General features: G+C 70.3%; 14 protein-coding genes. 13 read left to right on the plus strand and 1 reads right to left on the minus strand.

Annotation, left to right across the window (positions count from 1 at the left end; genetic code table 11):
• Positions 1 to 30: 30 nt before the first annotated feature.
• Positions 31 to 1,389 carry a phenylacetate--CoA ligase PaaK gene (paaK, locus tag ACWGKS_RS20230; RefSeq protein WP_358505086.1) on the minus strand — a complete coding sequence of 453 codons (1,359 nt, stop codon included), beginning with the start codon at positions 1,387 to 1,389 and terminating at the stop codon, positions 31 to 33.
• A gap of 244 nt (positions 1,390 to 1,633) precedes the next feature.
• Here paaK and ACWGKS_RS20235 point away from each other — a divergent pair, with 244 nt between their 5' ends.
• The 13 genes from ACWGKS_RS20235 (at position 1,634) to ACWGKS_RS20295 (ending at position 14,565) form a co-directional block, all read left to right on the plus strand.
• A complete protein-coding gene (locus ACWGKS_RS20235) occupies positions 1,634 to 2,869 on the plus strand; it encodes a thiolase family protein (RefSeq protein ID WP_358505083.1) in 1,236 nt (411 codons plus the stop codon).
• On the plus strand, positions 2,866 to 3,618 hold the full coding sequence (locus tag ACWGKS_RS20240; protein WP_358505078.1) for an enoyl-CoA hydratase/isomerase family protein: 753 nt from the start codon (positions 2,866 to 2,868) through the stop codon (positions 3,616 to 3,618). The genes ACWGKS_RS20235 and ACWGKS_RS20240 overlap by 4 nt, the downstream gene beginning before the upstream one ends.
• Entirely contained in the window at positions 3,615 to 4,499 is an 885-nt protein-coding gene (locus ACWGKS_RS20245) for a 3-hydroxyacyl-CoA dehydrogenase family protein (RefSeq protein ID WP_358505075.1), read from the plus strand. Before ACWGKS_RS20240 ends, ACWGKS_RS20245 begins: the two co-directional genes overlap by 4 nt.
• Positions 4,496 to 5,287, plus strand: coding sequence for an enoyl-CoA hydratase/isomerase family protein (locus tag ACWGKS_RS20250; RefSeq protein WP_358505072.1), 792 nt, complete (start codon positions 4,496 to 4,498; stop codon positions 5,285 to 5,287). Before ACWGKS_RS20245 ends, ACWGKS_RS20250 begins: the two co-directional genes overlap by 4 nt.
• 112 nt (positions 5,288 to 5,399) lie before the next feature.
• Complete coding sequence (gene paaA, locus ACWGKS_RS20255; protein ID WP_358505069.1) at positions 5,400 to 6,374, plus strand: 1,2-phenylacetyl-CoA epoxidase subunit PaaA; 975 nt, start codon at positions 5,400 to 5,402, stop codon at positions 6,372 to 6,374.
• Positions 6,371 to 6,682, plus strand: coding sequence for a 1,2-phenylacetyl-CoA epoxidase subunit PaaB (gene paaB / locus ACWGKS_RS20260; protein WP_358505066.1), 312 nt, complete (start codon positions 6,371 to 6,373; stop codon positions 6,680 to 6,682). The genes paaA and paaB overlap by 4 nt, the downstream gene beginning before the upstream one ends.
• Positions 6,683 to 6,722: 40 nt before the next feature.
• Positions 6,723 to 7,601 (plus strand): 1,2-phenylacetyl-CoA epoxidase subunit PaaC, encoded by an 879-nt coding sequence (gene paaC / locus ACWGKS_RS20265; protein ID WP_452523514.1) that lies wholly within the window; start codon positions 6,723 to 6,725, stop codon positions 7,599 to 7,601.
• Positions 7,595 to 8,119, plus strand: coding sequence for a 1,2-phenylacetyl-CoA epoxidase subunit PaaD (paaD, locus tag ACWGKS_RS20270; RefSeq protein ID WP_358505060.1), 525 nt, complete (start codon positions 7,595 to 7,597; stop codon positions 8,117 to 8,119). Before paaC ends, paaD begins: the two co-directional genes overlap by 7 nt.
• A 2-nt stretch (positions 8,120 to 8,121) precedes the next feature.
• Entirely contained in the window at positions 8,122 to 9,225 is a 1,104-nt protein-coding gene (gene paaE, locus ACWGKS_RS20275) for a 1,2-phenylacetyl-CoA epoxidase subunit PaaE (RefSeq protein WP_358505057.1), read from the plus strand.
• Positions 9,222 to 9,647 (plus strand): hydroxyphenylacetyl-CoA thioesterase PaaI, encoded by a 426-nt coding sequence (gene paaI / locus ACWGKS_RS20280; RefSeq protein ID WP_358505054.1) that lies wholly within the window; start codon positions 9,222 to 9,224, stop codon positions 9,645 to 9,647. Before paaE ends, paaI begins: the two co-directional genes overlap by 4 nt.
• Positions 9,648 to 9,848: 201 nt before the next feature.
• Positions 9,849 to 11,012: an L-rhamnose isomerase gene (gene rhaI / locus ACWGKS_RS20285; protein WP_358505051.1), complete on the plus strand. Its 1,164-nt coding sequence runs from the start codon at positions 9,849 to 9,851 to the stop codon at positions 11,010 to 11,012.
• Positions 11,000 to 13,105: a bifunctional aldolase/short-chain dehydrogenase gene (locus tag ACWGKS_RS20290; RefSeq protein ID WP_358505049.1), complete on the plus strand. Its 2,106-nt coding sequence runs from the start codon at positions 11,000 to 11,002 to the stop codon at positions 13,103 to 13,105. Before rhaI ends, ACWGKS_RS20290 begins: the two co-directional genes overlap by 13 nt.
• Positions 13,106 to 13,110: 5 nt before the next feature.
• Entirely contained in the window at positions 13,111 to 14,565 is a 1,455-nt protein-coding gene (locus ACWGKS_RS20295) for a rhamnulokinase (RefSeq protein ID WP_358505418.1), read from the plus strand.
• Positions 14,566 to 14,676 lie beyond the last annotated feature (111 nt).

Consider the following 14,676-nt stretch of genomic DNA (forward strand, 5'->3'; position numbering starts at 1 on the left):
GTGGGGCCGGGGACCCAGAGGGTCGGGGTGTCAGTCCTGGGGACGCTGGTCGATGATGCGGCGGAACTTGCCCACGGAGCGTTCGATCCGCTCGGGGTCGACGACGTCCACGGTGACGCTGACCCCGACCTTGTCCTTGATGGTGGCGGTGATCTCGCGGGACAGGACCACTCGGCGGTCGGAGGTGCAGTCGGGTGCCGCCTCCACACGCACGGCCATGCGGTCCAGGCGGCCCTCCTTGGTGAGCACCAGCTGGAAGTGCGGCGCCAGACCGTCCAGGCCCAGCACGATCTCCTCGATCTGGGTGGGGAAGACGTTGACCCCGCGCAGGATGATCATGTCGTCGCTGCGGCCGGTGACCTTGTCCATGCGACGCATGGGGCGGGCGGTGCCCGGGCGCAGGGTGGTCAGGTCACGGGTGCGGTAGCGGATGATCGGCATGGCCTGTTTGGTCAGCGAGGTGAAGACCAGTTCGCCGTTCTCACCGTCGGGCAGGACGTCCTGGGTGATGGGGTCCAGGACCTCGGGGTAGAAGTGGTCCTCCCAGACGTGCAGGCCGTCCTTGGTCTCCACGCACTCGTTGGCCACGCCCGGGCCCATGACCTCGGACAAGCCGTAGATGTCCACGGCGTTGATGTCGAAACGGTCCTCGATCTCGCGGCGCATCTTCTCGGTCCAGGGCTCGGCGCCGAAGACACCGATCTTGAGAGAGGTGGAACGCGGGTCGATTCCCTGATTCTCGAACTCGTCCAACAGCGTCAACATGTAGCTGGGGGTGATCATGATGATCTCGGGGCGAAAGTCCTGGATGAGCTGGACCTGCTTGGCGGTCTGGCCACCGGAGGCGGGGATGACGGTGCAACCGAGCCTCTCGGCGCCGTAGTGGGCGCCCAGGCCACCGGTGAACAGGCCATAGCCGTAGGAGACGTGCACCTTGTGCTCGGGGCGTCCGCCGGCGGCGCGGATGGAGCGGGCCACGACCTCGGCCCAGGTGTCGATGTCCTCGCGCGTGTAGCCGACCACTGTGGGTTTGCCGGTGGTGCCGCTGGAGGCGTGGATGCGGCTGATCCGGTCCTGGGGCACGGCGAACATGCCGAAGGGATAGTTGTCGCGCAGGTCGGCCTTGGTGGTGTGGGGGAAGAGGGCGAGGTCCTCCAACGTCCTGAGGTCCTCGGGGTGGACGCCCGCCTCGTCGAACTTGCGCTTGTACAGGGGCACGTTGGTGTAGGCGTGCTCCAGGGTCCAGCGCAGGCGGTCGAGCTGCAAAGCGCGGAGCTCGTCGACGCTCATGCGTTCGGCCGGGTCGAGCGACTCGGGCGCGGGTGCCTGCCCGAGTCGTCGGGGGATCGTGGTGCCGGCCGGCTGCGTGGTGGTGTCCTGGCTTGCCATGGGCCTCTCCGGGTACGGTGCGCGGTGGCCCGCGCAGGCCCAAGGCCTGGGTGGGTGGGCGGTCCGCCGCGCGGTGACGGGTGTGGGTCGGCCCTGTCAAGGGCCGGACCGACTTGCTTACTGACCGAACGGTCGGTTACTAATGCATTTATCCAGTCTCCGACCTGCCGTGTCAAGGAGATGTGTCGATGAGTTCACACCACGCGGTGGCGCACGCCACCGCGCGCAACATGGGAGGCCGTTCGTGAGCGACGTCTACGTGGTCGACGGGGTCCGCACCCCTCAAGGCCGGTACGGGGGCGCCCTCGCCTCAGTCCGTCCCGACGACCTCGCCGCCCGGGTCGTGGCCGAGGTCGTGCGCCGCAGCGGAGTACCCGGCGAGGTCGTCGACGAGGTCATCCTCGGCGCCGCCAACCAGGCGGGCGAGGACAACCGCAACGTGGCGCGCATGGCGACCCTGCTCGCCGGCCTGGACCCCAGCGTGCCCGGCTACACCGTCAACCGGCTGTGCGCCAGCGGCCTGACCGCCGTCTCCTCCGCGGCCCAGGCCATCCGCTCGGGTGAGGCCGACGTGGTGGTCGCCGGCGGCGTGGAGTCGATGACCCGCGCCCCCTGGGTGATGGCCAAGCCCGGCACCCCGTGGGCCAAGCCGGGCGAGGTCGCCGACACCTCCCTGGGTTGGCGCTTCACCAACCCCCGCTTCGCCGAGGCCGACGCCCAGGTGTCCGAGGACGCCTCTCCCGACGAGTTGCGCTACACCCTGTCCATGGGCGAGACCGCCGAGGAGGTCGCGCGTCTGGAGGGGTTGAGCCGCCAGGAGTGCGACGCCTTCGCGCTGCGCAGCCACGAGCGCGCCATCGCCGCGGCCGAGGCAGGGCGCTTCGACGGCGAGATCGTCCCGGTCACCGTGCACGGTCGCAAGGGCGCGACCCACGAGGTCACCGCCGACGAGGGGCCGCGCGCGGGTTCGAACATGGAGAGCCTGGGCAGGCTGCGCCCGGTGTTCCGCCAGGGCGGCATCGTCACCGCGGGCAACTCCTCCTCCCTCTCCGACGGCGCCTCCGCCCTGCTCTTGGCCGGCGCGGACGCGGTGGAGCGGTACGGTCTCACTCCCCGCGCACGTGTGGTCTCCTCGGCCTCGGCCGGCGTCGCACCCCAGGTGATGGGTCTGGGCCCGGTCCCGGCCACCCACAAGGTCCTGGACCGGGCCGGGTGGAAGCTGGACGAGGTCGGCGCGATCGAGCTCAACGAGGCCTTCGCGGCACAGTCGCTGGGGGTGATGCGCCGACTCGGCCTGCAGGAGGACCGTGTCAACGCCGACGGCGGCGCCATCGCGCTGGGCCATCCGCTGGGTTCCTCCGGTGCGCGCATCCTGGTCACCCTGCTCAACCGCATGGAACGCGAGGACGCGCGGCGTGGCCTGGCCACCCTGTGCGTGGGCGTGGGTCAGGGCGCGGCGCTCCTGGTGGAGCGAGTATGAGCGAGAACGACGAGGACTTCGAGACCCTGCTGGTGGAGCGGCGCGAGGACCGCACGGTGGTGGAGTTGCACCGCCCCGAGGCCCGCAACGCCATCAACGGGCGGATGATCGCCGAACTGCACCGGGTGTGCGCCGAACTGGAGGCCGACCCCAAACCCCTGTTGCTGACCGGGCACGGCACGGTCTTCGCGGGCGGCGCCGATATCTCCGAGCTGCGCGAACGCGGCCGCGAGGAGGCCTTGGCCGGGATCAACAGTCGCCTGTTCGAGCGGTTGCACCGACTGCCCGCGCCCACCGTGGCGGCGGTCGACGGTTGGGCGCTGGGCGGCGGCGCGGAACTGTCCTATGCCTGCGACATCCGCGTCGCCACCCCCACCGCGGTGTTCGCCCAACCCGAGCCGGGCCTGGGCATCATCGCGGGCGCCGGCGCGTGCTGGCGGCTCAAGGAACTGGTGGGCGCCTCGGTGGCCAAACAGGTACTGCTGGGCGGTTTCCGGCTGGACGCCGAGGCCGCGCTGCGTCACGGGCTCATCGCGCGGATCGTCCCCTCCGAGGAGTTGCGCGAGAGCGCCCACGCCCTGCTGGACCGTATGGCGGCCTCCTCGCCGATGGCCCTGCGCATGACCAAGATGGTCCTGGACGCCGACGGGGTGCACCCGCTGGCCGACGACCTGACCCAGGCGGTGCTGTTCGAGAGCGCCGACAAACACGAGCGTATGACCGGTTTCCTGGAGAGGAAGAAGCGTTGACCGAGATCACCCCACGGGGCGTACCCGAGATCGTGGCCGTCGTCGGCGGCGGCACCATGGGTGCCGGCATCGTCCAGCAGTTCCTCATGGCCGGCGCCCGCGTGGTGCTGGTCGAGGCCACCGTCGAGGCGGCCGAGGCGGGCCGCGGTCGGGTCGCGGCCGGGCTGGACAAGGCGCGTGAGCGCGGCAAGATCGACCTCGAACCCACCCTCTACCTGGCCCGGATGGACGTGGTCATCGACACCGCCGACATCCCCGCCGAGGCCGGGATCGTCATCGAGGCGGTGCCCGAGAGGCCCGAGCTGAAGATCGCGGTGCTCACCGCCGCCGAGGCGGTAGTGGGCGAGGAGACCGTTCTGGCCTCCAACACCAGTTCGCTATCGGTGACCGAACTGGCCGCGGCGCTCAAGCGTCCGAGCCGATTCCTGGGCACGCACTTCTTCAACCCGGTCCCGGCCTCCAAGCTGGTGGAGATCGTCACCGCGCCCGAGACCGACCCGGCCGTGTTGGATGCGGTGCGCGGCTGGGCCGACGCCCTGGGCAAGACCGAGATCGTGGTGCGCGACGCACCCGGTTTCGCCACCAGCCGTCTGGGCGTCACCCTGGGCCTGGAGGCGATCCGTATGGTCGAGGAGGGCGTGGCCTCGCCCGCCGACATCGACACCGCCATGGAGTTGGGCTACCGCCACCCGATGGGGCCGCTCAAGCTCACCGACCTGGTCGGACTGGACGTGCGGTTGGCCATCGCCGAGTACCTGGCCGCCGAACTGGGGGACCGGTTCACTCCTCCGGAGCTGTTGCGCCGTAAGGTCGCCGAGGGCAGGCTCGGCCGCAAGAGCGGCGAGGGCTTCCACATCTGGGACGAGGGAGACAAGGCGTGAGCGAAGACAGGGCGGCGTGGTTCGAGGAGGCCGACGGGCTGGCCACGATCCGGCTGAACACCCCGGCGCTGACCATTCGGGTCAAGGAGGAGCTGCTGGAGGCGGTGAACCGGGCGGCCGAGTCCACCACCGCGCGCGCGGTGCTGTTCCTGGGGTCGGACAAGGCGTTCTGCGTCGGACAGGACCTTGCCGAGCACGCGCGTCTGCTGGAGGACCCCTCCGGCCCGGGCGCGTTGGACACGGTGCGCGAGCACTACAATCCCATCGTGCTGGGCCTGGAGCGTATCCAGGTACCGCTCGTGGTGGGTATCGGCGGGGCCTGCGTGGGCGCCGGCATGGGGTTCGCGCTGGCCGGTGACGTGCGGGTGGCGGCCCGCCGCGCCAAGTTCGGCACCGCCTTCACCGGGGTCGGTCTGGCCTCGGACTCGGGGTTGGCGACGCGTCTGGTGCGTGCTCTGGGTCAGGCCCGGGCGATGGAACTGATGCTGCTGGGCACCATGATGGTCGCGGACCGAGCCTTGGAGCTGGGTCTGGTCACCGAGGTGGTGGACGACCAGGACTGGGAGACGCGCGCCCACGAGGTGGCCCGGAAGCTGGCCTCAGGACCCACCGCCGCGTTCGTGGCGGCCAAGCGCGAGGTGCGTTCGGCGGCCGAGGGCGGCCTCGAAGTGGCGGAGTTGCTGGAGGAGGAGGCGGACCTGCAGAACCAGCTGGGGGAGACCGCCGACCACGTGGGCGCGGTCAACGCGTTCCTGGCCAAGCAGAAGCCCACCTTCACCGGGAAGTAGTCCCCCGCGGGGTGCGCGCCGGTCTTCGTGGCGCGCACCCCTTGCATCGGACCACCACATCCGGCGATACTAATTACTGACCGAACGTTCGGTTATGAATGGGGAATGATCAATGTCGACCACGGCCCAGGAAGCGCCCCCCGGCGCCGACGAGGCTCTCCAGGCGGAATTCGACGCCAGGATCGCGGCCAACCAGCGCGTCGAACCGCGTGACTGGATGCCCGAGGCCTACCGCAAGACCCTCATCCGTCAGGTCTCCCAGCACGCGCATTCGGAGATCATCGGGATGCAGCCCGAGGGCGACTGGATCGCGAGCGCGCCCAGCCTGCGCCGCAAGGCCATCCTGCTGGCCAAGGTCCAGGACGAGGCCGGACACGGCCTGTACCTGTACGCGGCCGCCGAGACCCTCGGCGTGGACCGCGCCGACCTCACCGAGCGCCTGATCGAGGGACGCCAGAAATACTCCTCGATCTTCAACTACCCGGCGCTGAGCTTCGCCGACGTGGGTGTGATCGGCTGGTTGGTGGACGGCGCCGCGATCTGCAACCAGGTCCCGCTGTGCCGCACCTCCTTCGGCCCCTACGCCCGCGCCATGGTGCGCATCTGCAAGGAGGAGTCCTTCCACCAGCGGCAGGGCTACGAACTGCTCATGCGCATGATGGCCGGCACCGAGGGCCAGCGCGCGATGGTCCAAGAGGCCGTGGACCGCTGGTGGTGGCCGTCCCTGATGATGCTCGGCCCGCCCGACGCCGACTCGCCCAACACCCGGCGGTCGCTGGACTGGGGCATCAAGATCGACACCAACGACGACCTGCGCCAGAAGTTCATCGACATGACCGTCCCGCAGGCCGACAAGCTGGGCGTCACCCTGCCCGACCCCGAACTGGCCTGGAACGACGAGCGCGGCCACTACGACTTCGGTGAACCGGACTGGGACGAGTTCAAGCAGGTCATCTCGGGCAACGGCCCCAAGAACGCCGAGCGTGTGGAGCGGCGTCGCGCCGCCCACGACAACGGTGCGTGGGTCCGCGAGGCCGCCACCGCCTACGCCGACAAGCACAAGAGCGTCCGGGAGGTCGCGGCATGAGCAACACCGACGGCACCGGCCCGGCCCGGCCCGAATGGCCCCTGTACGAGGTCTTCGTGCGCGGCAAGCGCGGCCTCAACCACGTCCACGTGGGCTCCCTGCACGCCCCCGACGACGAGATGGCCCTGCACAACGCCCGCAACCTCTACACCCGGCGCAACGAGGGCGTGAGCATCTGGGTGGTGCTCGCCCAGAACATCACCGCCTCCAGCCCGGACGAGAAGGACCCCTACTTCGAGCCCAGCGGTGACAAGGTCTACCGCCACCCGACCTTCTACCCGATCCCCGAGGACGTCCCGCACATCTAGCGCGAACACACGGGGACGAACGAGGTTTCAAAGGAACGACATGAGTGGCGACAACATCTTCACCGGCCTGACCGAGGAACACGACGGCGACGCCCGCTGGGCCTTCGGTGCCGGTTTCACCGAGGCGCTCGCGGGTGTGGACACCACCCTTCCCACGGGGGTGGACGGCCATGACCTGGCCCTGTACTGCCAGATGCTCGGCGACGACTCCCTGGTCCAAGCGCAGCGGCTCGTCCACTGGGTGACCGACGCCCCCGAACTGGAGGAGGAGGTGGCCCTGGCCAACATCGCGCTGGACCTGCTGGGTCAGGCCCGTCTGCTGCTGGCCCGCGCCGGCCAGGCCGACGGGACCGGGCGCGACGAGGACGCCTTCGCCTACCACCGGGACCCCGAGGAGTTCCGCAACGTGCACCTGGCCGAGGCCCCGCGGGGTGACTTCGCCCGGTGCGTGACCACGCTGCTCGTGCTCTCCACCTGGCGACTGGCCCTGTTCACCCGGTTGGCCGACAGTGGGGACCCGGTGCTGTCCGCCATCGCCGCCAAGGGCGTCAACGAGGTCGCCTACCACCGCGAGTACGCGGTTTCCTGGGCGCTGCGCCTGGGTGATGGAACCGAGTACTCGCACGAGCGCATGGCCCGAGCGGTCGCCGACGTGTGGCCGCTGACCGGCGAACTCTTCGCCACCCACCCGGTGGAGGCCGCCCTGGCCGACCAAGGGGTGGCGGTGGACCCGGCCACGGTGCGCGAGGAGGTCCACCAGGTCCTGGACCAGGTGCTGACCGCGGCCACGTTGGAGGCGCCCGGGTCCTTCCCCGAGGCCGAGCCGGCCGGGCGCGAGGGCCGGCACACCGACGAACTGGCGCCCCTGCTGACCGAACTCCAGCGGGTGGCCCGCAGGCACCCGGAGGCGACATGGTAGCCACCACATCGCGGACCGAGGAACATCGTCGCCTGTGGGCGGCGGCGGCCGCGGTCACCGACCCCGAACTTCCCATGCTGACCCTGGCCGACCTGGGCATCCTGCGCGAGGTCGAGATCACCGAGGACGGTGCCGCCCAGGTGTGGATCACCCCCACCTACTCGGGCTGTCCGGCCCTGGCCGAGATGCGCGTGGACGTGGACACGGCCGTGCGCGCGGCCGGGTTCGAGCAGGTGCGGGTGCGCACCACGCTCTCCCCGCCCTGGACCACCGACTGGATCACCGGGGAGGGGAGGCGCAAGCTCACCGAGCACGGCATCTCGCCGCCCGGCGGCGCGCCCGAGCGGCCCGCCGGCCCCGTCCCCCTCACCCTGCTGCCCACCCGAACCGTCCCGCGCTGTCCGCTGTGCGGGTCGGCACAGACCGAGGAACTGTCCCGCTTCGGCGCGACCTCCTGCAAGTCGCTGCACCGTTGCCGTTCCTGCCTCGAACCGTTCGAGCACGTCAAGGAGATCTGACCGTGACCACACCCGTCACCGAGACCGCCCCCGCCGCCGGACGCGGCCGGGCGGCGTTCCACCGGCTGCGCGTGGCCGCCGTCGAGCGCCTGTGCGAGGACGCCGTCGCCGTCACCTTCGACGTCCCCGACCATCTGGCCGAGGTGTTCGCGTTCGCCCCCGGGCAGTCGCTGACCCTGCGTCGTGTGATCGATGGTGTGGAGGAGCGTCGCAGCTACTCGATCTGTGCCCCGGTGGGCGAGGCGCCCCGCGTGGGTGTGCGTCTGGTCGCCGACGGCCTGTTCTCCACCTGGCTGGTCCGCGAGGTGCGCGCGGGCGACGAGATCGAGGTGGGCGCGCCCACGGGCCGCTTCAGCCCCGATTTGACCGAGACCGCCCGGCACGTGCTGGTGGCCGCGGGTTCAGGCATCACCCCGGTGCTGTCCATGGCCGCTTCGCTGCTGCGCCGCACCGGCTCCCACGTCACGTTGTTGTACGGCAACCGCCGCAGCGACACGGTGATGTTCGCCGACGAGCTGGCCGACCTCAAGGACGCCTTCGGGCCACGGCTGGAGCTGGTGCACGTGCTCTCGCGTGAGCCGAGAGAGTCGGAGCTGTTCACCGGGCGTCTGGACGGGGCCAAGCTCGACGCGTTGCTGTCGACCATCATCGCCGCGGACGGTGTCGACCACTGGTGGCTGTGCGGGCCCTACACGATGGTCACCGACGCCCAACGGGTGCTGGCCGAACACGGGGTGGACGGCGAACGCGTCCACCAGGAGCTGTTCTTCGTCGAGGGTGCCGAACCACCGCCCCAGGCCCGACACGAGGACCCCGAGGTCGAGGGACCCGCCAGCGAGGTCACCGTCGTGTTGGACGGCCGCACCACCACGCTGACCCTGCCCCAAGGGGTACCTGTGCTGGACTCGGCCCAGCGCTACCGTCCCGACGTTCCCTTCGCCTGCAAGGGCGGGGTGTGCGGGACCTGCCGGGTCAAGGTGTGCGGTGGTGAGGTCCAGATGGTGCGCAACTACGCGCTCACCCCCGCCGAGGTGGAGGCCGGGTACGCGCTGGCCTGCCAGTCGCTGCCGGTGACCGACGCCGTGACCGTGGACTTCGACTCATGAGCGGGGCGGAGACGCCCAAGGGGCGCAACGAGACCGCCTGGCGGATGTTCGAGGCCGACCGTGCCTCCAAGAACCTGGGCATGCGCCTGGTGGAGGCCACCGATGGGCGTGCGGTGGTGGAGATGGTCGTCGGCCCGCTCATGCTCAACGGCTACGACATCGCCCACGGAGGGTTGTTGTTCACCCTGGCCGACACCGCGTTCGCGTGCGCGTGCAACGTGGACGGTGGAGGGGTGACCGTGGCCTCCGGCGCCGACGTCACGTTCGTGGCTCCGGCCCACGAAGGCGACGTGTTGGTGGCCACCGCTGAGGAGCGTGTGGTCTTCGGGCGCAGTGGCGTCTACGACGTGACCGTCCGCCGGGGCGAGGAGATCGTCGCCGAGTTCCGCGGGCGCAGCCGTACCCTGGCCGGGCGCGGATAGACAGGCCACAGGACCGGGAGAGGGTCGGGGCAGGAGCCCCGGCCCTCTTTTCGGATCGATGGGTAAAACGTTGTAACCAGGGTGGATGAGGATGACCGTTGACACCCTTCCAGGTGCCGGGATAGCTTCGGCGATACTTGAATGAAACGATTCAATGATCGCGAGCTCCGCGATCCCACCCCACCGAACGGAGCCCCCATCGTGGTCACACCGGATACCCTCGCCGTCCTGCGCCGCCAGCACATCGAGCTTCCCTCCTGGGCCTTCGGTAACTCCGGGACCCGATTCAAGGTGTTCGCGCAACCCGGGGTGCCCCGCGACCCCTGGGAGAAGATCGCCGACGCCGCCGAAGTGCACCGCCACACCGGGGTCGCCCCCACCGTCGCACTGCACATTCCCTGGGACGAGGTGGACGACTACTCCGCCCTGGCCGCCCACGCCCGCGACCTGGGCACCGCCATCGGCACCATCAACGCCAACGTCTTCCAGGACGACGACTACCGGCTCGGCAGCGTCACCAACCCCGACGCCCGCGTGCGCCGCAAGGCCATCGACCACCTGCTGGAATGCGTCGACGTCATGGACGCCACCGGCTCGCGCGACCTCAAGCTCTGGTTCGCCGACGGCACCAACTACCCTGGCCAGGACGACCTGCGCGCCCGCCAGGACCGTCTCGCCGAGGCGCTGCGCGAGGTCTACGACCGATTGGGCGGCGACCAGCGGATCCTGCTGGAGTACAAGCTCTTCGAACCCGCCTTCTACGCCACCGACGTCCCCGACTGGGGCACCGCCCACGCCCACTGTTTGGAGTTGGGCGAACGGGCCGTGGTGTGCGTGGACACCGGCCACCACGCCGCGCACACCAACATCGAGTTCATCGTCGCGTTCCTGCTACGCGCCGGGAAGCTCGGCGCCTTCGACTTCAACTCGCGCTTCTACGCCGACGACGACCTGATGGTCGGCGCCGCCGACCCCTTCCAGCTCTTCCGCATCATGTACGAGGTGGTGCGCGGCGGGGCCCTGGCCGCCGACACCGAGGTCGCGTTCATGCTCGACCAGTGCCACAACGTCGAACCCAAGATCGCCGGACAGATCCGCTCGGTGATGAACGTGCAGGAGGCCACCGCCAAGGCCCTGCTCGTGGACGCCGAGGCCCTGGCCGTCGCGCAGGCCTCGGGCGACGTGCTGGGCGCCAACGCCGCGTTGATGGACGCCTACAACACCGACGTGCGCCCCCTCCTGGCCGGGTTGCGCGAGGAACAGGGCCTGCACCCCGACCCCATGGCCGCCCACGCCGCCTCCGGGTACGTGGAGCGCGTCGCCGGCGAACGCCAGGGCGGGACCCAGGCCGGATGGGGCGCATGACCGGCCCCGACCGGCCGGCACGACCGACACACCACGACACAGAACAGGGAAACACCGTGTCCGATCCCGTCGTCGCCCAGCTCATCGCACGCAGTAACGCCCTCGGTGCCGACCCGCGTAACACCAACTACGCGGGCGGCAACACCTCCGCCGAGGGCAGCGCCACCGACCCCGTCACCGGCCGACCCGTCGACCTGCTGTGGGTCAAGGGTTCCGGTGGCGACCTGGGAACCCTCACCGAGGACGGTCTGGCCGTCCTGCGCATGGACCGCCTGCGCGCCCTCGTGGACGTCTACCCGGGCGAGGGACGCGAGGACGACATGGTCGCCGCCTTCGACCACTGTCTCTTCGGTAAGGGCGGGGCCGCGCCCTCCATCGACACCGCCATGCACGCCTTGGTGCGCGCCGCGCACGTGGACCACCTGCACCCCGACTCCGGGATCGCGCTCGCCACCGCCGCCGACGGTGAACGACTGACCCGCGAGTGCTTCGGCGACCGCGTGGTGTGGGTGCCCTGGCGCAGGCCCGGCTTCCAACTCGGGCTGGACATCGCCCGCATCGCCGAAGAGAACCCGAACGCCATCGGCGCGATCCTTGGCGGACACGGCATCACCACCTGGGCCGAGACCAGCGAGCAGTGCGAGGCCAACTCCCTGGAGGTCATCCGCACCGCCGAGACCTTCCTCGCCGAACGCGGCCGCCCCGGCCCCTTCGGCCCGGTCCTGGACGAACACCAGGCGCTGCCGCAGACCGAACGCGCCCGGCGCGCCGCCGCCCTGGCCCCGGTGATCCGTGGTCTGGCCTCCACCGACCACCGACAGATCGGCCACTTCACCGACAGCGAGGAGGTCCTGGACTTCCTCGCCCGCGCCGAACACCCCCGACTGGCCGCCCTGGGCACCTCCTGCCCCGACCACTTCCTGCGCACCAAGGTCCGCCCCCTGGTGTTGGACCTGCCGGCCACCGAACCTCTGGAACGGGTCGTCGAGCGTCTGCGCGAACTCCACCGGCAGTACCGAAAGGACTATCGCGCCTACTACGAACGCCACGCCACCGCCGACAGCCCGGCCATGCGCGGCGCCGACCCGGCCATCGTCCTGGTGCCCGGGGTGGGCATGTTCTCCTTCGGCAAGGACGCCAAGACCGCGCGCGTGGCCGGCGAGTTCTACGTCAACGCCATCAACGTGATGCGCGGCGCCGAGGCCGTGTCCACCTACCGGCCCATCGAGGAGTCGGAGAAGTTCCGCATCGAGTACTGGGCACTGGAGGAGGCCAAGCTCAAACGGCTGCCCGCGCCCAAACCCCTGGCCGGCCGGGTCGCCCTGGTCACCGGTGCCGCGAGCGGTATCGGCAAGGCCATCGCCACCCGCCTGGCCGCCGAGGGTGCCTGCGTGGTCGTCTCCGACCTGGACGCCGATCAGGCCGCCGAGGTCGCGGCCGAACTCGGTGGTGCCGACACCGCCGTCGGGGTGGGCTGCGACGTGAGCGACGCCGACGCCGTGGCCGAGGCCTCGCGCGCCGCCGCCCTGGCCTTCGGCGGGGTGGACCTGGTGGTCAACAACGCCGGACTGTCCATCTCCAAGCCGCTGCTGGAGACCACCGAACGCGACTGGGACCTCCAGCACGACGTCATGGCCAAGGGGTCCTTCCTGGTCTCCCGAGAGGCCGCGCGCCTGATGATCGAGCAGGACATGGGCGGCGACATCGTCTACATCGCCTCCAAGAACGCGGTGTTCGCCGGGCCCAAGAACATCGCCTACTCCGCCGTCAAGGCCGACCAGGCCCACCAGGTGCGCCTGCTCGCCGCCGAACTGGGCGAGCACGCCATCCGGGTCAACGGCGTCAACCCCGACGGTGTGGTGCGCGGCTCGGGCATCTTCGCCGGCGGGTGGGGCGCCCAGCGCGCCAAGGTGTACGGGGTGCCCGAAGAGGAGTTGGGCGCCTTCTACGCCAAGCGCACTCTCCTTGGTCGTGAGGTGCTGCCCGAACACGTGGCCAACGCGGTGTTCGCGCTCACCGCGGGGGAACTGGCGCACACCACCGGCCTGCACGTGCCCGTCGACGGCGGGGTCGCCGCCGCCTTCCTGCGGTGAGCGCGGTGGGACCGCACGCCGCGATCGACCTGGGCGCTTCCAGCGGTCGGGTGATCACCGGCAACCTGCGCGACGGTGCCCTGCGCACCGAGGAGACCGCACGGTTCGCCAACACCCCGGTGGCCGTGGGCGAACGACTGCACTGGGACGTGTTGTCGCTGTACTCCGGAGCCGTCACCGGCCTGGAACAAGCGGCCCGGGACCATGGCCCACTCGCCTCCGTCGGCATCGACTCCTGGGCCGTGGACCACGGCCTGCTCGACGCCGACGGCGCACTGCTGGGCAACCCCGTCCACTACCGGGACCGGCGCACCGACGGTGTGCCCGAGCGGGTGTTCGAGCACCTCCGCGCCGCGGACCTGTACGCCGTCAACGGGCTACAGGTGCAGCCCTTCAACACCGTCTTCCAGCTCGTGGCCGCCGCCGGAAGCGCCCAGCTCGCGGCCGCACGCGACCTGCTACTGATCCCGGACCTGTTCGCCTACTGGCTGACCGGCCAAAAGGTGGCGGAGTCGACCAACGCCTCCACCACCGGGCTGGTGGACGTGAAGGGGCGTCGCTGGGCCGAAGCCTGCCTGAACCTGTTGGAGGATGCCTTCGGGGTTCCCGTGAGGAACCTGCTCCCCGACCTGATCGACCCCGGCCACATCATCGGCCCGGTGAGGGATCGCGGGACGCCGCTGGTCGCGGTGGGCTCCCACGACACCGCCTCCGCCGTGGTGGCCGTACCCGCGCGCACCTCGCGCTTCGCCTACATCTCCTCGGGCACGTGGTCGCTCGTGGGAGTGGAGTCGGACCGTCCGGTGCTCTCCGAAGAGGGGAGGAAGGCCAACTTCACCAACGAACTCGGTGTGGACGGGACCGTGCGCTACCTGCGCAACGTGACCGGGCTGTGGTTGCTTCAGGAGTCCCTGCGCACCTGGCGGGACCAAGGCCTCGACGTGGATCTGGCCGACCTGTTGGAGCGAGCGGCTCGTCTACCGAAGCTGAGGTGCGTGGTGGACGTGGACGACCCCCGGTTCGCGCCACCCGGTGACATGCCGGCCAGGATCGCCGAGTTCGCCACCGAGACCGGCCGGCCCCCTCCCGGCGACCCTGTTCAGGTGGTGCGGTGCGTGCTGGATTCCTTGGCCCTGGCCTACCGTCGGGCCGTGCGACAGGCCGCCGAGTTGTCAGGCCAAGAGGTCGAGGTGGTGCACATCGTCGGGGGAGGGTCGCGGAACACGCTGTTGTGTCGCCTCACCGCCGAGGCCACCGGCCTGCCGGCGATCGCGGGACCGGCGGAGGGCACCGCCGTGGGGAACCTGTTGGTGCAGGCCCGGGCCGTGGGGGCTGTTCAGGGAGGTCTGCCCGAGCTGCGTCAGGTGGTCGTCGACTCCTTTGAAACACGCACCTATCTTCCAGAGGAGGAAAGCTCCCCCTGGGCGAAAGCCCAACGCTTCCTCTGGCCAGGGGAGTAGGTGAGTAGGGGTGATCTGAAGTTGCTTCGGTTCGGTGGACACCTGTGAACTGGGATTTTACGCGGTTTCAGCCAGTTCAGCGGAGTCATTCCGGGCCCGCTCAGTGTGGCG

It is taken from the genome of Nocardiopsis sp. NPDC055879, assembly GCF_053615935.1.